The 21,306-nt window shown below is 71.8% G+C and carries 19 protein-coding genes; 10 read left to right on the top strand and 9 right to left on the bottom strand.

Translation table 11 applies throughout. The features are described 5' to 3' along the window. Nucleotides 1-320: 320 nt before the first annotated feature. From AC1DZA_RS17540 to AC1DZA_RS17520, 5 genes are all read right to left on the bottom strand, one after another. A complete protein-coding gene (locus AC1DZA_RS17540) occupies nucleotides 321-3,101 on the bottom strand; it encodes a PQQ-dependent sugar dehydrogenase (protein ID WP_476773723.1) in 2,781 nt (926 codons plus the stop codon). A gap of 80 nt (nucleotides 3,102-3,181) precedes the next feature. Continuing rightward, nucleotides 3,182-4,351, bottom strand: a complete 1,170-nt coding sequence (locus AC1DZA_RS17535) for a sugar phosphate isomerase/epimerase family protein (RefSeq protein WP_476761197.1) — start codon at nucleotides 4,349-4,351, stop codon at nucleotides 3,182-3,184. Nucleotides 4,352-4,632: 281 nt separating this feature from the next. Further along, on the bottom strand, nucleotides 4,633-4,836 hold the full coding sequence (tatA, locus tag AC1DZA_RS17530) for a twin-arginine translocase TatA/TatE family subunit (protein ID WP_476761198.1): 204 nt from the start codon (nucleotides 4,834-4,836) through the stop codon (nucleotides 4,633-4,635). 122 nt (nucleotides 4,837-4,958) lie between these two features. Continuing rightward, nucleotides 4,959-7,514, bottom strand: coding sequence for a phosphatidylglycerol lysyltransferase domain-containing protein (locus tag AC1DZA_RS17525; protein ID WP_476773722.1), 2,556 nt, complete (start codon nucleotides 7,512-7,514; stop codon nucleotides 4,959-4,961). Then, a complete protein-coding gene (locus AC1DZA_RS17520; protein WP_476773721.1) occupies nucleotides 7,511-8,812 on the bottom strand; it encodes an alpha/beta hydrolase in 1,302 nt (433 codons plus the stop codon). The genes AC1DZA_RS17525 and AC1DZA_RS17520 overlap by 4 nt, the downstream gene beginning before the upstream one ends. A 174-nt stretch (nucleotides 8,813-8,986) precedes the next feature. Between AC1DZA_RS17520 and AC1DZA_RS17515 the strand changes: the two genes are divergently transcribed. Then, complete coding sequence (locus AC1DZA_RS17515; RefSeq protein WP_476773720.1) at nucleotides 8,987-10,372, top strand: glycine--tRNA ligase; 1,386 nt, start codon at nucleotides 8,987-8,989, stop codon at nucleotides 10,370-10,372. A gap of 241 nt (nucleotides 10,373-10,613) precedes the next feature. Here the strand turns inward: AC1DZA_RS17515 and AC1DZA_RS17510 are convergent, their stop codons facing one another. From AC1DZA_RS17510 to AC1DZA_RS17495, 4 genes are all read right to left on the bottom strand, one after another. Further along, on the bottom strand, nucleotides 10,614-11,285 hold the full coding sequence (locus AC1DZA_RS17510; protein ID WP_476773719.1) for a GNAT family N-acetyltransferase: 672 nt from the start codon (nucleotides 11,283-11,285) through the stop codon (nucleotides 10,614-10,616). Continuing rightward, on the bottom strand, nucleotides 11,282-12,673 hold the full coding sequence (locus AC1DZA_RS17505; protein ID WP_476773718.1) for a glutamyl-tRNA reductase: 1,392 nt from the start codon (nucleotides 12,671-12,673) through the stop codon (nucleotides 11,282-11,284). Before AC1DZA_RS17505 ends, AC1DZA_RS17510 begins: the two co-directional genes overlap by 4 nt. A gap of 64 nt (nucleotides 12,674-12,737) precedes the next feature. Continuing rightward, nucleotides 12,738-13,463, bottom strand: a complete 726-nt coding sequence (locus AC1DZA_RS17500) for a hypothetical protein (RefSeq protein WP_476773717.1) — start codon at nucleotides 13,461-13,463, stop codon at nucleotides 12,738-12,740. 238 nt (nucleotides 13,464-13,701) lie between these two features. Next, nucleotides 13,702-14,193, bottom strand: coding sequence for a MarR family winged helix-turn-helix transcriptional regulator (locus AC1DZA_RS17495; RefSeq protein ID WP_476773716.1), 492 nt, complete (start codon nucleotides 14,191-14,193; stop codon nucleotides 13,702-13,704). Between the two features lie 52 nt (nucleotides 14,194-14,245). Between AC1DZA_RS17495 and AC1DZA_RS17490 the strand changes: the two genes are divergently transcribed. The 9 genes from AC1DZA_RS17490 (at nucleotide 14,246) to AC1DZA_RS17450 (ending at nucleotide 21,285) form a co-directional block, all read left to right on the top strand. Further along, complete coding sequence (locus AC1DZA_RS17490) at nucleotides 14,246-15,028, top strand: SDR family NAD(P)-dependent oxidoreductase (protein ID WP_476773715.1); 783 nt, start codon at nucleotides 14,246-14,248, stop codon at nucleotides 15,026-15,028. Continuing rightward, nucleotides 15,025-15,747 carry a hypothetical protein gene (locus tag AC1DZA_RS17485; RefSeq protein WP_476773714.1) on the top strand — a complete coding sequence of 241 codons (723 nt, stop codon included), beginning with the start codon at nucleotides 15,025-15,027 and terminating at the stop codon, nucleotides 15,745-15,747. The genes AC1DZA_RS17490 and AC1DZA_RS17485 overlap by 4 nt, the downstream gene beginning before the upstream one ends. Then, entirely contained in the window at nucleotides 15,744-16,571 is an 828-nt protein-coding gene (locus AC1DZA_RS17480; RefSeq protein ID WP_476773713.1) for a GDSL-type esterase/lipase family protein, read from the top strand. Before AC1DZA_RS17485 ends, AC1DZA_RS17480 begins: the two co-directional genes overlap by 4 nt. A gap of 80 nt (nucleotides 16,572-16,651) precedes the next feature. Further along, nucleotides 16,652-17,800 (top strand): uroporphyrinogen decarboxylase, encoded by a 1,149-nt coding sequence (gene hemE / locus AC1DZA_RS17475; protein ID WP_476773712.1) that lies wholly within the window; start codon nucleotides 16,652-16,654, stop codon nucleotides 17,798-17,800. Further along, nucleotides 17,797-19,362 (top strand): protoporphyrinogen/coproporphyrinogen oxidase, encoded by a 1,566-nt coding sequence (locus tag AC1DZA_RS17470; protein WP_476773711.1) that lies wholly within the window; start codon nucleotides 17,797-17,799, stop codon nucleotides 19,360-19,362. Before hemE ends, AC1DZA_RS17470 begins: the two co-directional genes overlap by 4 nt. A 99-nt stretch (nucleotides 19,363-19,461) precedes the next feature. Then, nucleotides 19,462-19,905 carry a hypothetical protein gene (locus AC1DZA_RS17465; RefSeq protein WP_476773710.1) on the top strand — a complete coding sequence of 148 codons (444 nt, stop codon included), beginning with the start codon at nucleotides 19,462-19,464 and terminating at the stop codon, nucleotides 19,903-19,905. A 14-nt stretch (nucleotides 19,906-19,919) separates the two neighbouring features. Then, complete coding sequence (locus tag AC1DZA_RS17460; protein ID WP_309975368.1) at nucleotides 19,920-20,324, top strand: phage holin family protein; 405 nt, start codon at nucleotides 19,920-19,922, stop codon at nucleotides 20,322-20,324. Continuing rightward, nucleotides 20,311-20,622, top strand: a complete 312-nt coding sequence (locus AC1DZA_RS17455; RefSeq protein WP_476761166.1) for a DUF3618 domain-containing protein — start codon at nucleotides 20,311-20,313, stop codon at nucleotides 20,620-20,622. The genes AC1DZA_RS17460 and AC1DZA_RS17455 overlap by 14 nt, the downstream gene beginning before the upstream one ends. Before the next feature lie 21 nt (nucleotides 20,623-20,643). Continuing rightward, complete coding sequence (locus AC1DZA_RS17450) at nucleotides 20,644-21,285, top strand: GntR family transcriptional regulator (RefSeq protein WP_476773709.1); 642 nt, start codon at nucleotides 20,644-20,646, stop codon at nucleotides 21,283-21,285. Nucleotides 21,286-21,306 lie beyond the last annotated feature (21 nt).

Raw genomic sequence — 21,306 nt, 5'->3', positions numbered from 1 at the left:
GTCGGGGGCCCGGTGTTAGCCTGAGGCGTCTACCTTTCCGGAAGAGGGGTGGCGCTGCGTTCCGGGTCGCGCGTTACGGGTGCGACCCGGAACGCGCCGTTTTCAGCCGGGTCTCACCGGCCGGATGCCGCCCCGCGACGTGCTCCTCCTAGGGCTCGATTCCCGCCTCGCACCCTCAGGCATGATGGAGCTCGGCTGGGTCGGTCCCGGGGCCGCTGCGTGGGCTCGGCCGCGTCGGCTCGGCTGCGTCGGGTCCTCGAGACATGCGGAAAGCCCCGGTCCGCCGTGTCGGCGAACCGGGGCTTCCGGATCGTGGCGCCCTACGGGAGCCGCTGCTGGATGTCGGCGATCACCGCCTCGGCCCCACGGATCACGAGGGCCGCCGCGTCGGCGTCGGTGCGGATCCGCGTCGGAGCCTTGTCGACGATGAACTGCAGCTTGCTGATCGCCGTCGTCGTGTCCCCGGCGGCCAGCGCCGCGTCGGCCTCCGCCAGCGTGTCGCCGAAGGACGCCTTCACGCCCTGCGTGATGCGCTTGTCGGCCTTGAGTGCCGCGAGCAGGTCACGGATGTCTTCCGTCGACGTCGTGAACGCCAGCTGGTCGAGCTCCACTCCACCGGTGCTGGTCACGTAGACCCGATCCGTGCCCTCGGGCACGCTCACGAGCGGCGACGAGACCTCCTGCCAGGCGCCGCTCGTGTTCGCGACGTCGATGGTCAGGAACGGCTCGGCGTCGGCCGCACCCCAGCGCAGCGACAGCGTGCCCGTGCCGATGGCGCGAGCCTCGACGCCGGTGATGCCGATGAGGTTCACCGGGTCGTAGGCCAGCCAGTCGCCCGCGTCGAACGAGATGACCTTGCGCACGCCGTGCGCCGTCGTGTCGTCGACGATCTGCGTGCCGCCGCTGGTGGCGTCGGCGTGCTCCGCCTGCAGCTCGCGCGGGTTGAGCAGCGTCACCGCGTCGCCCAGCAGGGCCGGGGCGGTCGCAGTGCCGGCGTCGGTGTACGACGCGCCGATCACACCGTAGATGTTCTCGGTCTCGCCGTGCCCCGCCTCGGACTGCGTCTCGATGGTGGCGGTGCATCCGGTGCCCGTGAACAGCGGGTGGGCGTGGGTGTTGTCGTGGCCGAGGCCGTAGCTCCACAGCACCCGGCTGCAGTCGATCGTCTCCTCGGGGTCGGTGACCTTCACCTCGAAGGCGACCTGGTCCCCCCAGTCGGTGAACGAGCCGTTCTCGGGGGTGACGATCTCCACGATCGGAGCCGTGTTGCCGACGGTGATCACGACCGAGGTCAGGCTCACGCGTCCGCCGCTGTCGGTCACCCGCACGCGAGCCGTGTACTGACCGTCTTCGGTGTAGGTGTGGCTGATCTCGGCGGGTCCCTCGGTGAACGTGCCCGTGCCCTCGAGGTCCCACGCGAAGCTGAGCGCGAGGTCGTCGGGGTGGGTGCTGCCGGCCGCTGAGAAGTCGACCTCGAGCGGGCCGTGGCCCGACGTGACCGACGCGGTGAGGTCGGCGCGGGGACCCTTCGTGCCCACGGTGTAGTCGACGCGGTAGAGGCCGGCATCGGGGTTCGGCCGGAAGAAGCCGTCGCCGTAGTCGAGGACGTAGAGCGAGCCGTCGGGGCCGAACTCGAGGTCCATCACGTTGTCCCACACGGGCATGCCCGCCGCGGTGAGGGCGGAGTTCGGCAGGAACTCCTGGATCTTCGTCACCTCGCCGTCGGGGTCCTCCTGGTCGAACACGAAGATCCGGTCGCGCGAGAACTCGGCCATGATCGGCTTGCCGCTCCAGTAGGAGGGGAACTTCGTCGCCGAGGTGTTCTCCTCGTCGTAGCGGTAGGTCGGGCCGCCCATGGGCGCCTGACCGCCGCTGCCGAACTCGGTCCATGGCTGGTGGGTGGGCTGGTCGCCGTACCAGATCTGCGGTGCGGTGGCCGACGGCAGCTGCTGGAGGCCCGTGTTGTAGGGCGAGGGGTTCACGAGCGTGCCGGCGCAGTCGTACCAGCCGCGCACCGTGAGCGTCTCGTAGTCCCAGTTGCTGTAGTTCGCGTTCGGACCGTGGCAGTACGGCCAGCCGCCGTTCAGCGGCACCGTCGTGGACTGCCACTCGACATAGCCCATCGGGCCGCGCTGGTCGTTGGCGGTTCCCGCGTCGGGGCCGTAGTCGCCCCACGTCAGCGCCGACGTCACCGGGTCGTAGTCGATCCGGAACGGGTTGCGAACGCCCATCACGAAGATCTCGGGACGTGCGCCGGCCGTGCCCGGTGCGAACAGGTTGCCCGCCGGGATGGCGTACGAGCCGTCGTCCTGCACGTCGATGCGGAGGATCTTGCCGCGCAGGTCGTTCGAGTTGCCGGCGCCGCGACGGGAGTCGAAGCCGGGGTTGAACCCGGCGCGGTCGTTCATCGGGGCGTAGCCGTTCGCGCCGGGTGCGCTCGCCGGGGTGTTGTCGCCCGTGGCGAGGAGCACGTTGCCGTCCTTGTCGAACGCGACGTCACCGGCCACGTGACAGCACTGGCCGCGCTGCACCTCGACCTTGATGATGGCCTGCTCGGTCGACAGGTCGAGCGAGCTCGTCTCGAAGTTCCACTTGAACCGGCTGAGCTGGTTGTAGCCCTTCCACTGGTCCCAGTAGCTCGCGTCGGCGCCGGCCGGGAGGCTGTTCGGCGCTGAACCGGTCGGCGTGGTCGTGGGGTACGGCGCCGTCATGACGCGGGGCGCGTAATAGAGGTAGACCCAGCCGTTCTCCTCGAAGTCGGGGTCGAGGGTGATCGTCTGGAGGCCGTCCTCCGAGTTGTTGTAGACGTCGATCGTGTTGACCACCGTCGTCGTGCCCTGGGCGGGATCGGTGAGGCGCACCTGACCGCCGCGGGTGGTGTGGAGCACGCGGGAGTCGGGCAGCACGGCCATGTCGATCGGCTCGCCGACGTCCTTCGTCAGCGTGACCTTCTCGTAGTTGGCCCAGGTGGTGGCGGCGACCTCGTCGCCGTGATCCTCGCCATCGTGGGCAGAGGCGGCTCCGGCGCTCAGGCTGAGCGAGGTCACCGCCAGCAGCCCGCTGAGCACGAGCGCGCCCAGGCGGATTCTGGATTTGGACATGGATGTCTCCTTGGAAGAGGGGTGCATGGATATGGGAATGCCCCGGGCCGGGTTACGGCCTGGCCCGGGGCAGTGGTCGGCTAACCGCGCAGGGCGGCCATGCCGTCGTAGGCGACCTGTGCGAACTGCAGCGACTGGCCGGGGTTGGCGTTGCCGCCGGGCGCCGTGTCCTGCTCCCACATCGAGTTGTGGTAGCCCTTGGCGCCGATGCGCTGGAAGAACGTCGTGTAGTCGATGTCTCCCTGTCCGAACGGCACCATGTCGTAGCCGTTCGGCGTCGCGGTGTTGATCTTGCCGTCCTTGGTGTGGAACAGCGGGAACCGGGTGGTCTGCGCCGACACGACCCCCGCGGGGTCGAAGATGCTCTCGACGACGGTGCCGTCGGGCGCAGTGAAGCTGCGGTGCTTGTACTGCGCGACGTGGGCCCAGAAGATGTCCATCTCGAGGTACACGTAGCTCGGATCGGTGTTCGCGAGGAAGTGCTCCAGGCGACGGATGCCGCTCGAGCGCGTCGGGCGACCGAGCGCGTCGAGCGGGCCGCTGTCGAGGAGGAAGCTGTACGCGATGTCGTGGTTGTGCGTGTACAGCTTCAGCCCGTGCGACGCCGCGCGCTCGCCGAAGAAGTTCCACCGCTCGGCGGCGAGTTCCCAGTCGGCGACGTAGGCGCTGCCGGTCGGGTCGTTGCCCGTGCCGATGTGCCCGAAGCCGAGGATGTTCGCGACCTCGCACTGCGCGTCGAACTGCGCGATGGTGGCATCGCTGATCGTCGACGGGATCGAGCCGTGGTTGCCCTCGGCCTCGAGTCCGTTGTCGTCGAGCCAGGTGCGCAGCAGCTGGGCGCCGGCGACGTTGTTGACGTTGCCGCCCTCGGCGTTGGCGTGCTGGCCGTAGCCGGCGAACTCGATCTGCTTGTACCCGATCCGGGACAGCTCCTGGAAGACCTCCTTGAACCCCGACGCGAGGTCGGTCGTGTTCGGGTCGCGCGAGATGGCATCGCGGACGGTGTAGAGGATGATGCCGCGCTTGCCGGGAGGCAGCAGCACGCCGTTGCCCCCGGCCTTCACCGCACCAGCGGCTGCGGCTGCGGCGGCGCCGCGGGTGGCTGCGTGGGCGGGGCCACCGCCGAACGCGGCGGCGCCGAGCGCGGCGGCTGCGGCCATGCCCGTCGTCGCTGCGAGCAGCTGCCGCCGCGAGAGGCCGAGCTTGCGGCCGAGCTCGGGGTTGTCGTCGCGATCGATCAGATCGTCCATGATGCTCCTTTGCATGAAGAGGGGTGTGTCGAGACCTGACCCGACGCCACGTCGCGTCGCACCGGGACCGAGTCTCGGAACGGGCGCGCGAGGCCCTGATTCACACCGGTCTTCGCGCACCCAGCCCGCGTGGAGGCCGGGCCCCCCTGCGCGCTTCTCTCGAACGCTATTGCACAAATTGCAAATTGGTCAAGCGAAAGCCGTGAGCGCGACATTAATCTTTAGTCAGTTGTCCGTCATAAGTCTGAATCGTTGAAAAAGGCCTGATCAGGGCAGGCGGATCACTTGGCCACGGTCTCGTCCGCGGCACTCGCGACGGGCGTGTCGGAGGATGGGGCGCTTCCGTCGTCGCGGATCTCGGTCTTCAGGATGCGCATCGACTGACCCAGTGACCGCGCCAGTTGGGGAATCTTGGGGGCGCCGAAGAGCAGCAGGATGATGGCGATGACGATGACGGCGTGCCAGCCGTTGAGGTTCGCGAACATGTTTCCTCCATGAGTGCAGGCTGGACGCCTTCGGCGCCCTTGACCTCGCCAGACTAATCACAACGCATGTCAGAAGTCGACCGTCGAGACCTGAGCTTCGGTCGACTCGCGTGAATTAGTGTCTATTTCGCGAGCGTGCGCGCGAGTGCCAGTGCCTCCTTCGGCGACACCTCGGGCAGGTAGGCCCTGCCGATGGCGACGCCGATCGCGGGCAGCGCGAGCGGGTCGGGATACGCCATCGAGATGGTCTCGTAGTCGGGGTTGAACTTCGCCTTGAAGCGGAACAGCGATGAGAAGCCGTAGGCCGGCTCGAGCGTGCGGGCGAGGAACTCGAGGAGCCGGGACATCCCCGTCGGTTCGGGTGCCGTCTCGCCCGGCGCCAACGGCTTCGATGCGAGCGGGGCGCCCGACAGGCTCAGCACCTCCGCACCGGTGTCCTTCATGTGCAGCGCCGCCGACGCGATCAGGAACTCCATGATCCCGTTCATGCTGTCGTCTGACCGGCGCATGAAGTCGATGGTCCACCCGACGACCTCGCCGTCGCGGTGCACCGGCAGCCAGCTGGTGACGGCCTGCACGCGTCCGTCGGGAGCGATCGCCAGCATCAGGCGCACGTCGGGATCCTTCAGCTCGGCCATCCCGCCGAGGGTGAAGCCCATCTCGGGCAGCTCCTTCTCCGACACCCACTCCTCGGAGATCGCGTTCACCTGCGCGACCGTGGCGAGCGGGAGCGCGTCCCACGTCGTCCACACCGTGGTCATGCCCTCCTTGATGCCGCGGTTCAGGGCCTGCCGCACCTTCTGCCACGGCTTGCCCGTCAGTTCGAGCCCGGTCGTGCGCACGAGGGTCTCCTCGCCCACCGACATGTGCTGCCAGCCCAGCTCCTCGAACACGGGCAGCACCCGAGGATGCACGCTGTAGAAGACGGGTACCCAGCTGTTCGCGTCGCAGAACGCGGCGAATCCGCGGACCACCCGCCCCGCGGCATCCGCTGCGCAGATGGGGTCGGAGGTCGTGATCGCGACGCCGTTGATCACGCGATAGGCCACCACCGACTGCCGGTCGTCGCCGAACCAGTAGAGGTTGCCGGGCCACGTCGCCATGAAGCCGAGTGTTCCGCCGCCGTGCCGGCGGATGAGCGCCCGCGCGCGGAGACGGTCGGCGAACCCCATCTCGGCGTCGGCCTGGCGCATCAGGATCACCGCGGCGACGAGGAACACGGCCCAGAAGACGGGGCCGACCGCCTGGTACAGCACGCTCGTGAGGTCGTGCCCCGGGAGCACGATGGGGTCGACCACGGCGAGGAAGTGGGGCGGCACGAAGCGCTTCACCGTGTCGATGAGCAGGTCTGCCGGTGACGCCGCCGGCCAGTACTCGTCGATGGTGATCAGCCCGACCACGTAGTAGACGACGGCGAGCGACAGGAACGTCGCGCCGACCGTCACCACGAACCGGGCGACGGCCGCCCGTGGCGCGCGGATCCGGAAGTGCCGCCGGGTCACGACGAGCATCACGATGATGCCCACCGGCAGGGCGAGCACCGCGAGGGCCCAGACGACGAGCTCGCCGAGGTCGAACACCGTCCAGGTCCCGTCCTCGACGTCGGCCGTCGTGACCGTGACATCGAGCGCCGTGCGCGCGAAGACGATGATCGCCGCGTTCACCGCGATGGCCAGCCACCACGCGAAGCGCCGGCCGTTGTGCAGCCCCCAGGCGGCCAGGAGGAGGAGCAGCACGGGCACGAACGACAGCACGAACATGCCGGGGCCCTGCGCGCTGAGGATCGCGAGCTGCCGCACGCACGCATCGGCCGCCTCCGCCGTCGTCACGGTGCACTGCGAGATCACGGCGTCCAGGTCGACGGCGCCGTCGTCGAAGAGGTAGGAGCCGAACGCGAACGGGGTCAGGTCGCTGCGGTTCACGAACGCGACGATGGGGCCGATCGCCGTCACCGCCACCACGGCCGCCACGAGCGTCCGGGTCTCGGCGTGTGAGCTGCGCCGTGCCCGCAGCGTCGACGGGTCGCCGGTGAGCAGTGCGCCGAGGAACAGCCCGGCGACGGCCGCGATCAGCCGGTACGCGTTCGACGAGTCCCCGTCGTAGAGCACGAACACGAGGATCGTCGAGAACGTCACGATGCGGATGCGCCGGCGCCACAGCACCCCCATGAACGCGGTGGCCGTGATGAGTGCGCCGACGATGCCCGCCAGCGGATCGAGGGTCAGGTCCTCGGCGGTGCCGGCCGCCCACCACTCCCCGGCGAGGGAGCCGAGCCACTGCAGCACGATGCCGAGCGCGACGCCGATCAGTCCCGTGACGACGAACGCGACGACCGCGCGCCAGGTGCCCATCCTGCGCTCCGCCACCCCGAGCAGCACGATCGACGCGATCACGCCGAAGACCAGCTGGAACGGGTCGAACGGGATGACCAGCGCGGTCGCGACCGTCCACCACCGCCCGGCGTCGATCGTCGTGATCACGCCCGCCGCCCACGCCTGCGCCGTGGCATCCGTCGCGGGTCCCATGGCCGTGCCCGTCACGATCGCCGTGACGACCAGCAGCACCGCGAGCGCGATGCTGAACGGCACGCGACGGATGAACGCGGCGATCGCCTCGCCCGTGGAGCGCAGGCGTCCGGCCGGCTCGACGTCCGTCGAGTCGTCGTCGGTCTGGGTCACGGCACCGCCAATCCGAGTCGTGGGTACAGCACCTCGAAGCCCGAGTCGAGCCCGCCGAGGAGCCCGCTGACGCCGTGGTCGGCGCCGGGGATGCTGACGAAGGTCGTCGCCATGCCTGCCGCCGTCGCGGCATCCGCCAATCGCTGCGCGCCGGGGGCGAAGGTGCCGTCGTTCGCGCCGACCGTGAAGACGGCCGTCGTGTCGGGGTACGGCGCCTTCGAGGCCATGATGTTCGCGGGCTTCACCGCGTCGTACGCGGCCTGGTCGCCGCGGAAGATCGAGGTGAGCACCTCGTCGGGGCGCTCGGCGCCCGCGTACTCCACCGGCGAGACGGCGAGCACGTTGCCGAAGGCCTCGGGGTACTTCGCGCCGAAGTACGCCGCGCAGCCGCCGCCGTTGGAGTAGCCGGCGACCGTCGTGTACTTCGCGCCCTGCAGCACGTCGAGGTGCTGCCTCGCCCACGGCAGCACGTCCTGCATGACGTACGTCTCGACCTTGCCGAGGTCGGTGTCGAGGCAGAGCGGGTCCTCGGCCGGATCGCCCAGCTGGTCGACGACGAGCGCGATCGGCGCCAGCCCGTTGTTCTTCGCCGCGTACTCGTCGAGCACCTGGCCGATGAAGGAGGCGTCGGGATCGCCTGGCTGTCCCATCATCATGATCACGAGGGGCAGGCCCGGGGCGTCGTCGACGAGCGCGGCGGGCGGGAGGTACAGCTGTGCCGGGCGGGCGTCGAAGCCCGAGTTCGTGTTCGGGATGCCGCCGGCAGGGGTGCCGATCCGTCCGGCCTCCGGCATGTCCGCCGGCGGAACCCAGGTGCTCGCGATCGGTTCCACCGGGTCGGCGCTCGGGGTCGCCTCAGGATTGTCGAGGTCGATCACGCCCGCGGTCGAGACGCCCATCAGCGAGCCGAGCGTGCGATTCAGGCCGTACGACGCGTTGATGCCGAACAGCGCCGTGATGGCGAACACCGGGATCGCGAGCAGCGCGACGAGCTTGCGCCACCACCGCGAGTACCAGAGGTTCCAGATCGCGAGGGTGCAGGCGGCGAACGCGCCCGAGACCCACCACCACGTCGCCTCGTTCACCGGGCCGCCGACCACGTCGAGCACGTTCACCGCGGTCCACAGCGCCCCGGCTCCGACGATGGCACCGACGATGAGGAGCACGATCACGGTCAGCACCCACGACCAGCCGGGTCCGCGGCCGAGGAGGTAGAGGAACATCGCCGCGGCCAGCACGTACCACGTGATGAGGAACGGCCCCTCGATCACGTTGATGCGGAGCACGAGATCCCACATCCACGCCCCCTCCGCCGGCGGTCGGTTGCGCCACAGCGTAGCCCCGGCACGGCGGCCCACGCGGGTGCCCCGCTGCATCCGGTCGACGCGGATGCCGCAGGGCCGCGCCCGTAGGATGGAGGCACCGTTCTCGTTCCCGGGCGCTCGCCCGAATCACCGACCATTGGAGCCACCGTGGCCGCACCCAGCCGTCTCGAATCCGTCATCGCCCTCGCCCAGCACCGGGGCTTCGTCTTCCAAGCCGGCGAGATCTACGGCGGTTCGCGATCCGCATGGGACTACGGGCCCCTCGGCGTGGAGCTGAAGGAGAACATCAAACGCCAGTGGTGGCGCTACATGGTCACGCGGCGCGACGACGTCGTCGGCCTCGACTCGAGCGTCATCCTGCCCAAGCAGGTGTGGGTGGCATCCGGTCACGTCGGCGTGTTCACCGACCCCCTCGTCGAGTGCCTGCACTGCCACAAGCGGTTCCGCGAAGACCACCTGCTCGAGGCGTTCGAGGAGAAGAAGGGCCGCGTGCCCGAGAACGGCATGGGCGACATCGTCTGCCCGAACTGCGGCACCCGCGGCCAGTGGACCCCGCCCCGCGACTTCAACATGATGCTGCAGACCTACCTCGGCCCCGTGCAGGACGAGTCCGGCCTGCACTACCTGCGCCCCGAGACCGCGCAGGGCATCTTCACGAACTTCGCCAACGTGCTGCAGGCCGCGCGCATGAAGCCCCCGTTCGGCATCGGCCAGATCGGCAAGTCGTTCCGCAACGAGATCACGCCCGGCAACTTCATCTTCCGCACGCGCGAGTTCGAGCAGATGGAGCTCGAGTACTTCGTCGAGCCCGGCACCGATGACGAGTGGTTCCAGTACTGGGTCGACTACCGGTGGAACTGGTACATCGACCTCGGCGTCGCCCCCGAGAACCTCCGGCTCTTCGAGCACCCCAAGGAGAAGCTCTCGCACTACTCGAAGCGCACGATCGACATCGAGTACCGCTTCGGCTTCACCGGCGGCGAGTGGGGCGAGCTCGAGGGCGTCGCGAACCGCACGGACTTCGACCTGTCGACGCACTCCGAGCACTCCGGCAAGGACCTGTCGTACTTCGACCAGTCGAAGAACGAGCGCTGGACCCCCTATGTGATCGAGCCCGCGGCGGGCCTCACCCGCTCGCTCATGGCGTTCCTCGTCGACGCGTACCACGTCGAGGAGGTGCCGAACGCGAAGGGCGGCACCGACTCCCGCACCGTGCTCAAGCTCGACCCGCGCCTCGCTCCCGTCAAGGCGGCGGTGCTCCCGCTCAGCCGCAACGAGCGCCTCTCGCCCCTCGCCCGCGAGGTCGCCGCGTCGCTGCGCCAGCACTGGAACGTCGACTTCGACGACGCCGGCGCGATCGGCCGCCGCTACCGCCGCCAGGACGAGATCGGCACGCCCTACTGCGTGACGGTCGACTTCGACTCGCTCGACGACAACGCCGTGACCGTGCGCGACCGCGACACCATGGGCCAGGAGCGCGTGCCGATCGCCGAGCTCGAGGGCTACCTCGCGTCGCGCCTGATCGGGGCGTAACCGCGGGCGGGGCGTAGCGGTCCCCGCGTTCCCGCTCCGCCCTGGCGCGCCGCCGCGCGCGGGAATCCCGTTCGCGCGTCCGAATCCCGCACGCCGAGGATTTGCTCAGGCGAACGCGCGCGACTCAGGACGGAAGCCGCGATCGGTGCCTGAATCGCGGCCGGATGCCTGAATCCAGTGAGCGAGTGAGTGGGTGGCCGCGCGCGGCGCACGGCAGCGTCGATCGGCGCGCGGACCGGCGTCAGCCCGCGCGGCGGGCCGCCCACTCGCGGCGGAGGACGCCGTAGATCGCGGTGTCCTGCCACTCGCCGTCGTTGTACTCCTCCTCGAGGATCGTCGCCTCGCGGCGCATCCCGAGGCGTTCGCAGAGGGCAGCGGATGCCGCGTTCCGCGCGTCGAGGAACGCCTGCACCCGGTGCGGGCGCAGCGTCTCGAACACGAAGTCGCGCACGGCCGCGGCCGCCTCGAGCGCATAGCCCCGGCCCTGGAAGTCGGGGTGCAGCACCCATCCGAGCTCGAGCTGGGCGTGCGTCGCGTTCGAGACGCGCACCATGAAGTCGCCGATCACCCGGTCGCGCGCCGGGTCATCGATCGAGGGCGTGCCGGGCAGGGTCGCCGCGAAGACGACGAAGTCGCCATCGGCTGCGAGCATGCGCCCGGCGGCGCGCTTCGCCGTGTGCTCCGCGGCCTCGGTGCGGTCGCGCTCGGGCCAGGGCAGGTAGCGGATCACCTCGGGCAGGCGCTGGTACTCGAAGACGTCGGGGGCGTCGGATGCCTCGAGCGGTCGCAGCACGAGCCGCTCAGTGCGGAGCGGGGCGTCGGTGAGCGGGCGCGCGTCGTACGGGAACCGGAGGGCGGGCGGCCCGTCCTCCGCCGCGGCTGCAGCGCGCCCGGTCGCCGCGGAGTCGGTCACGAGGCGTCGGCGGCCGAGGCGCGGCGGGTGGCCTCGGTGCCCGAAGCCGCGCTCGCGGCATCCGTCGCCTGTGCGTCGCGCACCGACTGGGCGGCCGCGTCGGGGCGCACGCCGAACAGGGCCTCGAGCCCGTCGATCCACGCGGCCTGCTCGCCGGCGCGGGCGAGCTCGCGCGAGCGCACCATCGGCGTGTGCAACAGCACGCCGGCCATGTGGCGAAGCGCCCGCTCGGTCTGGCCGTCGTCGTCGCCACGGGACCGGGCGCGCTCGATCTCGCCGTCGAGGATGTCGTAGACATGCGTGCGCAGGGCGACGACGGCGGGTGCGAGGTCGCGCTCCTCGGCGGTGGCTCCGAAGGCGCGCGCATCGCGGATGACGATCTCGCGTGCGGCATCGGTGGCACCGAGCTCCTCGAGCGGGGCGTGGATCTTGATGGTCTCGAGGTCGAGCAGCTCGACGCCGGGCACGTCGACCACGTCGGGTGCGACGTTGCGGGGCAGGCCCAGGTCGATGACGAGCTGTCGCACGTCGGCCGCCTCGGGCGCCGGCGTGCCCGACAGGTTGACGACGGATGCCGCGAGCGACTCGCGCCCGACCGACAGCAGCGCGCGGTCGACGACGTGGTGCTCCGCGGTGGTGCAGGTGACGATGATGTCCACGCCGGCCGCGGCGCCCGCGTACTCGCCGTGGGGCACCGCCTCGATGCCGTGGTTGTGCGCGAACTTCGTGCCGCGGCCCGAGGGGGAGTAGACCCGCACGTCGGTGACGCCGCGGTCGCGCAGCGCGGCGAGCGACGCGCCGGCGAAGCGGCCCGTGCCGACGAGCAGCACGCGGGTCTGCGCCCAGTCGGTGACGCGGCTCTCGGCGAGGTCGAGGGCGAGGCGCACGAGCGAGCGGCCCTCGCCGCCGATCCCGGTCTCGTTCTTGACCCGCCGCGACGTCTGCGAGGCGCGCTGGAAGAGGCGCTCGAGCTCGGGGGTGGTCGTGCCGTCGGCGCGCGCCTGCTCGAGCGAGCGCCGCACCTGGCCGGCGATCTCGCCCTCGCCGACGACGACCGACTCGAGACCGGATGCCACGGAGAACAGGTGCCCGGCCACGGCATTGCCGTGCACGAAGCCGAAGGTGCTGCGCAGCTCGTCGGGCTCGAGGCCGGCGACGGAGCCCACCGCGCGGATCGCCTCGTGCACTGCGGTCACCGGCGAGGAGCCCTCGGGCGTCTCGAGGTCGAGGTAGGCCTCGAACCGGTTGCAGGTGGCCACGACGACCGCGCCGTGCACGGCGTCATGCCCGTCGAGGATGCGGGGTGCGGCCTGCTCCGCGTTCGCCGAAAGACGCTCGAGCATGTCGAACCCGGCGTTCTTGTGACTCGCGGTGAGGCAGATGAGCACCAGAAGATTCTACCCGCCGTCGAATGGAGGTCCGGCCACCTCGGGAATGATGGGCTCCGAGACCTCAGCGGCGACGGGCGGCGGCGGCCATCTCGCGCGTGATGATGGGGATCGGGGCGGTCAGCGGGGGCAGCTCGAGGCCCTCGGCGGCGAGCGCGTCGCGGTGCTTCGCCTTCCAGCTGCGCACGACCGCGAAGAAGGGGGCATCCGCCATCGCGAAGCGCACGGGTCGGCCCGACGAGAGGATGATGGGCAGCTCGACGCTCGCGCCGCCGCGCCGAACGCGCAACACGATCAGGGGCACGACCGATCCGCCGACGACGGTCGAGTCGGCGCGGATGTTCCGCACCTCGCGCCAGGGGAAGTGCGCCGCACGGCGAGGCCGGCGGCCGCCGGTCCAGAACGCGATGCCGAACTCGTCGACCACGATGGAGTAGCGCGGCCCGAGCCGCACGCGCGCGACGCCGTCGGCGGCGAGCTCGTCGAGGCGCTGCGCGAGCAGTCGGCTCCGAATGCCGCAGCAGAGCTCTCCCCGCACGGTCGCCGTCAGTGCGGCACGCCGCGCCCGGGTGCGCGCGGCACGGCTGAGCTGTGCGATGCCCCAGACGGCGGCGACGAGCGCGCCGAGGGTGGCGAACCCGACCGCCATGGCGGTGGTGGGCATCGCCGGCAGGCGCGGCATGAGCCGTTCGACGGCTGGGGAGCCGACGAGGAGGCCGGCGACCACGAGCGTCGCGGCCAGGGCGACGAGCACGGTGAGCTTGGTGCGGTGCTCTGCGGTGGGGTTCATCGGGCGGCTCCGGCGCAGGCGCACATGCGGCAGCAGTGCGTCATCGGGGCAGGCCGAACGGCAGGTGGGATGGGCGAAACGATCGGGGACACGTCGTCTTCTTCTTCTTCTCCGTGGGGGCGGAGGCGCGCCACCATCGGCGCGTCGTCGTGGGGGGACACGACGGGTCCGACCTTAGCGTGCGCGCGCTCTCACGCGCCAGAGGACTGGGACATCCGACCCAGATCAGCCGCCGGAGTCAGCCCCGCATCGACCGGTACCCGGGGTGCACGTCGGGCTCGAGGCCGTGCTCGTCGGCGACCTTCGCGAGGAGCCCGGCGAGCGTGCGGCGCTCGTCGTCGCTGAGGCCTCGCACGAGTTCGCGTTCGTGGGCCGAGCCGATGCGGCGCATCTCGCCCATGACGGTGCGTCCGCGTTCGGAGAGGTGCAGCTCGGAGACGCGACGGTCGCGGGTGCTGCGGGTGCGCTCCACGAGCTGCTTCGCCTCGAGCGCGTCGACGAGGGCCACGACGCGGCTCGGAGCGACGCCGAGCCGGGTGGCGAGCGCCTGCTGGCTGAGGCCGGGGTCGACGGCGATGAGGCGGAGGAGGCCGAGGTCGCTCGGTTGCAGGCCGAGTTCGGCGACGCGTTCGGCGAAGCGCGCGGAGGCGTAGGCGCCGAGTTGCGAGAGCAGGAACCCGACGCGCTCGGCCGGCGGGCGGAAGCCCGTGGGGGGTGCGTCGGCGTCCATGTCCTCGACTCTAACAGTTGCGGCGTAATCATTCTGTGCTATGAATGATTACATGAACGTAACGAATGAGCGGATGCCGCGGGAGGCGGCCGACCTCGACGGCCGGGTCGCCCTCGTCACTGGCGCCTCCGGCTCCATCGGGGCGGAGGTCGCCCGCCGCCTCGCCGCCCGAGGCGCCGCGGTCGTGGTGCACGGACGCGACGCGGAGCGGCTCGAGGCCGTGGCCTCAACCATCCGCGCCGACGGCGGCGCGGTGGCCGTCCACGTGGGCGACGTCCGCGACGAGCACCACTTCGACGAGGTGGTCGCCGCGGCGGCCCGGGAGTTCGGTCCCGTCTCCATCGCGGTCACGCTCGCCGGCGGCGACGGCGCCCCCGTGGCATCCGACGCCCTCACCGCCGACCGCTGGCGCGAGGTCGTCGACACCGACCTCACCTCGACGTTCCTCACGATCCACGCGGTGCTGCCGGGCATGCTCGCCCTCGGCGACGGGCGCATCGTCACGGTGGCCTCGAGCGCGGGCCGTCGCGCGTCGCGCGCCAACGCCGCCTACGCCGCCGCCAAGGCCGGCGTCGTGATGCTCACGCAGCACCTCGCGCTCGAGTTCGCGCCACGCGGCATCCGCGTCAACTGCGTCGCCCCGTCGATGGTCGAGACCGACAAGCTGCGCAGCCGGATGCCGCGGCCCCAACTCGAGGCCATCGCCGCGCACGTGCCGCTCGGCCGGATCGGCCGGCCCGCGGATGTCGCGGACGCCATCCTGCACCTCGCTTCGGACGAGTCGTCGTGGACGACCGGAATCACCCTCGACCTCACGGGAGGAATGACGCTATGACCGCCATCGACCCGCGGAGCGCCGCCACCGCGCCGCGCCGCATCCAGCCCGGCCCGCCCCTGCCGCCGCTCGCCATCGCCGTGGTCGCACTCTTCATGGCCTCCCTCGTGCTGCCCGCGCTGCTCGCCGGCGGCGTCACCTACCCGTCGCCGTTCGGCGACGGCGACGCGATCGTGTCCTACTTCCTCGACCACCAGGCGGCCGTGCTCGTCACCGCGTTGCTGCAGTTCGGGGCCGCGGTGCCGCTCGCGATCTTCGCCGCCACCGCGTCGACTCGCGCCAGGCAGCTCGGGGTGACGGCGCCGGGCCCGATGATCGGCTTCGCCGGCGGACTCATCGCGTCGGTGGCGATGACGATCTCCGCCTGCATGACCTGGGCGCTCTCGCGCCCCGAGGTGCTCGCGAGCCCAGACCTCGTGCGCCTCGTGCACGACCTCGCGTTCATCTTCGGCGGCCCAGGGGTCGTCGTGCCGTTCGGCCTGCTCATCGCCGGCCTCGCGGTGCCCGGCCTCCTCGCCGGCCTGCTGCCGCGCTGGTTCGCCTGGGCGGGCCTCGTGCTCGCCGGCCTCGCGATGCTCGCGACGCTCACCGTGGCGCTGCCGTGGCTCACGCCGCTGCTGCCCATCGTGCGGTTCCCGTCGCTGGCGTGGTTCGTGGCGTGCGCGTTCCTCCTTCCGCGGACCCGGGCGAGCGTCCGGCCGCGACGGAGGAGCCGATGAGCGCCGGCCCGCTCGTCACGAAGCTCGTGCGCTTCGAGCGCCCCGAGCGCTCCCACCCATATGCGTGGAACCTCGACGACGCCACGCGGGCGGCGATCCTCGGCACCGACGCCGAGGGCTATGCCGCGGCGCTCGCCGACCTCGAGCGGCAGCGCACCGATGCCGTCGCCGCCCTCGCGGCCCGGCCGGTGGTGCAGCGGGCGCTCGATCGGATGCCGTTCGCCGCGGGGGAGCGACTGCTCGCGATCGGCGAGAGCACCACGGCCGACCGGCTCTCGTGGTTCGAGGTGCTCGCCGCGCTGTTCGCCGCCGAGCGCCCCGAACTCGGCGTGCGCTTCGACAACGCGGCGGTGTCGGGAGCGACCACCACCGAAACGCTCGGTCGCCTGCTCGCGCTGCGGCGGCATCCCGCCGACCGCGTGTTCTGCATGCTTGGCGCCAACGACGCCCGGCGGTTCGGTGCCGACGGGCCGCGCCTCGTGAGCGCCGAGGAGACGACGCGCAACCTGCGGGTGCTGCGGACGGATGCCGCGTTCGCCGGCGCCGCCTGGACCTGGGTGGTGCCGACCGCTGTCGACGAGGCGGCGGTGGCGGCGTTCCCCTACTTCGGCGGCGCGGGGCTGGCCTGGACGAACCGGGACGTGCGCGAGACCGCCGCGGCGATCGGGGGCCTCGCGGCATCGGGCGACCTCGTCGTCGACCCGGCGGAGGCGCCCGACGGCATCGCCCTCGGCGACGACGGCGTGCACCCCGACCCGGCCGGCCAGCTCGCGCTCGCCGAGCTCGTGCTGCTGCGGCTCGCCGGGGCCGACCTGCCGTCGTAGCCGCCGGCCCCGGCCACCCGGTGCAGCGCCCGGGCACGCGCGCTGCCCTCACAGCAGCGCCCCCAGCCCGATACGGGACAATGTCACGCGTGATCCTCTCCGAGCAGCATCCCCTGTCCGCCGGCCTCACTGGCGACTCGCGCCTGGTGCGCGCCTACCGAGGGGAGCGCAGCGACACGTCGCCGGTGTGGTTCATGCGCCAGGCGGGGCGATCGCTCCCCGAGTACCGCGACCTGCGCGTGGGCACCCGCATGCTCGACGCCTGCCTCGACCCCGCCATGGCGAGCGAGATCACCCTGCAGCCCGTGCGCCGCCACCGGGTCGACGCGGGCATCTTCTTCAGCGACATCGTGGTGCCGTTGAAGCTCGTCGGCGTCGACGTCGAGATCCAGCCGGGGCGGGGCCCCGTCTTCGGCCGTGGGTATGCGGATGCCGCGGGCGTGGCCGAGCTGACGGCGGTCGACCCCGCGGGCCTCGACGCGGCATCCGGCCCCATCACCGAGGCCGTGCAGCGCACGATCGCCGAGCTGAACGTGACCGACAACGGCTCGGGCACCGCGACCCCGCTCATCGGCTTCGCCGGCGCGCCGTTCACGCTGGCCGCCTACCTGGCCGAGGGCGGTCCCTCGAAGGACCACCTCGCCGCCCGCACCCTCATGCACGCCGACCCGGGCGCGTGGCGCGCGCTCATGGAATGGACGGCCGAGCTCACCGGGCGGTTCCTGCGCACGCAAGTGTTGGCCGGGGCATCCGCCGCGCAGCTGTTCGACTCGTGGGCCGGCGCCCTCTCGCTCGCCGACTACGAGACGCACGTGGCGCCCGCGTCGGCGACGGCGCTCGCCCACGTGCACGACCTCTCCTACGAGGTGACGGATGCCGCGGGGAAGACCTCGACCCGCGCCGTGCCCGTCGTGCACTTCGGCGTGGGCACGGGGGAGCTGCTCGGCGCCATGCACAGCATCGGGGTCGACACCGTCGGCGTGGACTACCGCGTGCCGCTCGACGTGGCGTCCGAGCGCGTGGGCGCCGACGTGCCGCTGCAGGGCAACCTCGACCCCGCCCTGCTCGCCGCGCCGTGGCCGGTGCTCGAGGCCGCCGTGCGCGACGTGCTCGCCCGGGGCACCGTCGCGCCCGCGCACGTCTTCAACCTCGGCCACGGCGTGCCCCCCGAGACCGACCCCACCGTGCTCACCCGGGTGGTCGAGCTCGTGCACGAGGCGGGCGCATGACCGACAGCACGCCCGAAGCTGATGCGCCGGTCGCCCAGCGGCGCACGGCCGACGTCGTCGTCGTGGGTGCGGGCGTGGGCGGCCTCGTCGCCGCGCTGGAGTGCGCCAGGGTCGGCCTGCGGGTCACGGTCCTCGAGCGGCGCGCGATGATCGGCGGCTGCGTCGGCCGCATCGAGCTCGACGGGCTGTCTCTCGACAGCGGAGCCGAGTCGTTCGCGACCCGCGGCGGCACCGTCGCCGAGCTCGTGGCGCAGCTGGGCCTCGCCGACGATGTCGTGACGCCGAACCCCGCCGGCGCCTGGCTCGTGATGCCCGGCGCAACGGGCGGCGTCGACGCCGCGCCGATGCCCCGCACCGGCGTGCTCGGGATTCCCGCGAACCCGCTCGGCGACGACGTGCGCCGCATCATCGGCTGGCGTGGGGCGATCCGCGCCTACCGCGACCGGGTCACCCCGATCCTGAAGATCGGACGCGCGCACAGCCTCGGCAAGCTCGTGCGACAGCGCATGGGCGACGCCGTGGCCGACCGGCTCGTCACGCCGATCTCCGCGGGCGTCTACTCGGCCAACCCCGACGACCTCGACCTCGACGTCGTGGCGCCGGGTTTGAACGAGGCGATGACGCGCGCCGGCTCGCTGTCGGGGGGCGTCGGGCAGCTCCTCGAGGCGCGCAAGGCCGGCACCGCCGTGCTCGGGCTCCGCGGCGGCATGCACCGGCTGGTCGACGCGCTCGCGGCGCAGCTCGACCGGTTCGGCGTCGAGGTGGTCACGGGCGCCGAGGTCACGGGCCTCGAGCGCCGTGTCGTCGACGGTGCAGCGGATGCCGCGGCGGCGCCGGGCTGGCGCGTGCAGGCGCTGATGGCTCCCGTCTCGGGCACCGCATCCCCGGTCGCGGAGGGCGGCACCGCCGACGACGCGGCGCCCGCCGCGCTCCAGGTCGACGCCCCCTACGTCATCCTCGCCTCGCCAGCCGACGCCTCGCGCCGCCTGCTCGAGGCCGCGTCGCTCGGCTGGGCGGATGCCTCGGAGTGGCCGGCCGCGGCATCCGTCGAGCTCGTGACGCTCGTGCTCGATGCCCCCGCGCTCGCCGCAGCGCCCCGCGGCACCGGCGTACTCGTCGCGGTCGGCACGCCCGGCGTGACCGCGAAGGCCCTCACGCACTCGACGGCGAAGTGGCCATGGCTGGCCGAGGCGGCGGGCGCACGGCAGGTCGTGCGGCTCTCGTACGGCCGCGCGGGCGAGCCGAACCCGCTCGACGGGCGCACCGAGGCCGAGGTCGAGGCGCTCGCCCTCGCGGATGCGAGCGCGTTGCTGGGCACGCCGCTCGACGCGTCCATGCTGCGCGCCTCCGGCCGGAGTGCCTGGCGCGACGCGCTGTCACAGGCGACGATCGGCCAGCGCGACCGGATCCGTGCGCTCGAGGAGGTGCTCGCGGCCGAGCCCGGCATCGAGGCGACCGGCTCGTGGGTCGCGGGCACCGGGCTGGCTTCCGTCATCCCGCACGCGCAGGAGGCCGCACGACGCATCCGTCACTTGGCGATCAGGCCGGGCGAGGTTGCATAGCCGGAGCGGAATACTTTTGCCGCAACCCCCTTGCGCCCCATTGCACGGGGTCTACGCTGGAAACGTCGTGGTGGCGATCCACAGGGAGATGGGGTGCACATGAAGGGCAAGATCCTCTTCGTCGTCGGAGTCGGCGTCGGATACGTGCTCGGCACGCGTGCCGGCCGTGAGCGCTACGAGCAGATCCGCGCGGCGGCCGAGAAGGTGTGGAACCAGCCGTCGGTGCAGCAGGGCGTGGGCACGGTGAAGGACTTCGCGTCCGCCCGGGTCGGCGACCTGGGCGACACGGTGCTCGACGGGGTGAAGAACCTCATCGGCAGTGCCACCAAGGGCTCGGGCGCGACGAAGTCCGACGTGAACCGTGCCGCGCGCGACGCGAAGGCGAACATCTCCAAGGCCGCCGACGCCGCGAAGTCGGCCGTCGACACTGCCGCCGGGAAGCTCGACGACGCGGTCGACGATGCCGCCGACGTGGCGTCGCAATCGGCGTCGAAGCCGGCCCCGCGCACCAAGCCCGTCTCGGGCTCGGCGTCCGCATCCTGACCACGGAGGCGAACATGGTCGCACCGTCGAACGACGAACGCTCGCTGTTCACGCTGGTCGGAGAGCTTCCCGACCGCGTCTCCGACCTCATCAAGGCCGAGATCGACCAGATCAAGGCCGAGATCAGCTACAAGATCAAGCACTTCGGCATCGGCTCGGGGCTCGTCGCGGGCGCCGCGGTGGTGGCCGTGTTCCTGCTCTTCACGCTCATCACCGCGGCCATCTTCGCGCTGGCGCTGGTGATGCCGGCGTGGGCGGCGGCGCTGACCGTCTCGGGCATCCTGATCGTCATCATCGCGATCCTCGTCTGGATCGCGATGATCAACTTCAAGCGCGGCAGCGAGCCGCTCGAATCGATCGAGAGCCTCCGCAAGGACCTCGACGTGGTGAAGGGAACGGGCGAGTATGACCGCGACTGACGCCGGACGGCAGCTCAGCAAGCGCGACGCCAAGACGCATCAGCGCAACCTGACCAGGCTCGAGGCCAAGGCGAACTCCGAACGGGCACGCCGCCAGTTCGCGGGCACCCTCGACGCCCTCGAAGACAAGCTCAACGTCCCGAAGCAGGTGCAGCGCAAGACGGCCGAGGCCAGGGTGCGCTGGCGCCGCTTCGCGAACGAGCAGCCGGGGGCAGCCGTCGCCGCAGCAGCCGGGGTCGCGGTGGGCGTCGGGCTCGTCGTGTGGCTCGTGGTGCGCGCCGCCGTCGACGGCAAGTAGCCGCACCGGCGGGAGGCGGCGATGACTCCGCTCGACTCCGGGGCGCTGTCGCCGACCGCCGTCGACCGCGTCGCCGATGCCGTGCGCGCCGAGATCCTCACCGGCGCGCTCCCCGTCGACGCGCCGCTGCGCGAGGAGGCGGCATCCGAGCGGTACGGGGTCTCCCGACACACGGTGCGCGCCGCGTTCCAGCGGCTCGTCGCCGAGCGGCTCGCGGTCGCCGTGCCCTACCGCGGGGTCCGCGTCACGAGCTTCGACCGCGCGACGATCATCGCCCTGCAGCAGCTGCGCGCGGCGCTCGAGGTCGAGGCCGTGCGCATCGCGGGGGAGCGGTTCGGCGAGGCGTGGCCGGATGCCGCGATCGCACCCGCGCGCGAGGCGCTCGAACAGCTCGCGGCGTCCGTCGACTGGCTCGAGGCCGAGCGGGTGCACGCCGAGTTCCATCACGCCCTCGTGGCGGCATCAGGCAGCAGCCGCATCGTCGAGGCGCACGCCGCCCTGGGCGGCGAACTGCTCCTGTTCCTGCTGCACGTGCGGCCGCATTACACGCTCGAGTCGCTCGTCGCCGAGCACGGGGCGCTGCTGGACGACGTGCAGTCGCGCGGGCCCGACGCGATCCGCGAGCACCTCGCGCACTCGACCCGCCTGCTCGTGGGGGAGTGAGCGGGCGCGTGGGCGGGCACG

The sequence above is a fragment of the Agromyces sp. P2_B3 genome, from assembly GCF_056404815.1.
This window is presented reverse-complemented; position numbering and strand designations above follow the sequence as displayed.

What these genes read in the sequence shown, in the direction of transcription:
- AC1DZA_RS17470 (WP_476773711.1), top strand. Translation starts at nt 17,797, where the DNA reads ATGACCGACAGCACGCCCGAAGCTGATGCGCCGGTCGCCCAGCGGCGC.
- AC1DZA_RS17500 (WP_476773717.1), bottom strand. Translation starts at nt 13,463, where the DNA reads ATGAACCCCACCGCAGAGCACCGCACCAAGCTCACCGTGCTCGTCGCC.
- hemE (WP_476773712.1), top strand. Translation starts at nt 16,652, where the DNA reads ATGTCACGCGTGATCCTCTCCGAGCAGCATCCCCTGTCCGCCGGCCTC.
- AC1DZA_RS17450 (WP_476773709.1), top strand. Translation starts at nt 20,644, where the DNA reads ATGACTCCGCTCGACTCCGGGGCGCTGTCGCCGACCGCCGTCGACCGC.
- AC1DZA_RS17490 (WP_476773715.1), top strand. Translation starts at nt 14,246, where the DNA reads ATGAACGTAACGAATGAGCGGATGCCGCGGGAGGCGGCCGACCTCGAC.
- AC1DZA_RS17540 (WP_476773723.1), bottom strand. Translation starts at nt 3,101, where the DNA reads ATGTCCAAATCCAGAATCCGCCTGGGCGCGCTCGTGCTCAGCGGGCTG.
- AC1DZA_RS17465 (WP_476773710.1), top strand. Translation starts at nt 19,462, where the DNA reads ATGAAGGGCAAGATCCTCTTCGTCGTCGGAGTCGGCGTCGGATACGTG.
- AC1DZA_RS17460 (WP_309975368.1), top strand. Translation starts at nt 19,920, where the DNA reads ATGGTCGCACCGTCGAACGACGAACGCTCGCTGTTCACGCTGGTCGGA.
- AC1DZA_RS17535 (WP_476761197.1), bottom strand. Translation starts at nt 4,351, where the DNA reads ATGGACGATCTGATCGATCGCGACGACAACCCCGAGCTCGGCCGCAAG.
- AC1DZA_RS17495 (WP_476773716.1), bottom strand. Translation starts at nt 14,193, where the DNA reads ATGGACGCCGACGCACCCCCCACGGGCTTCCGCCCGCCGGCCGAGCGC.
- AC1DZA_RS17485 (WP_476773714.1), top strand. Translation starts at nt 15,025, where the DNA reads ATGACCGCCATCGACCCGCGGAGCGCCGCCACCGCGCCGCGCCGCATC.
- AC1DZA_RS17480 (WP_476773713.1), top strand. Translation starts at nt 15,744, where the DNA reads ATGAGCGCCGGCCCGCTCGTCACGAAGCTCGTGCGCTTCGAGCGCCCC.
- AC1DZA_RS17520 (WP_476773721.1), bottom strand. Translation starts at nt 8,812, where the DNA reads ATGTGGGATCTCGTGCTCCGCATCAACGTGATCGAGGGGCCGTTCCTC.
- AC1DZA_RS17455 (WP_476761166.1), top strand. Translation starts at nt 20,311, where the DNA reads ATGACCGCGACTGACGCCGGACGGCAGCTCAGCAAGCGCGACGCCAAG.
- tatA (WP_476761198.1), bottom strand. Translation starts at nt 4,836, where the DNA reads ATGTTCGCGAACCTCAACGGCTGGCACGCCGTCATCGTCATCGCCATC.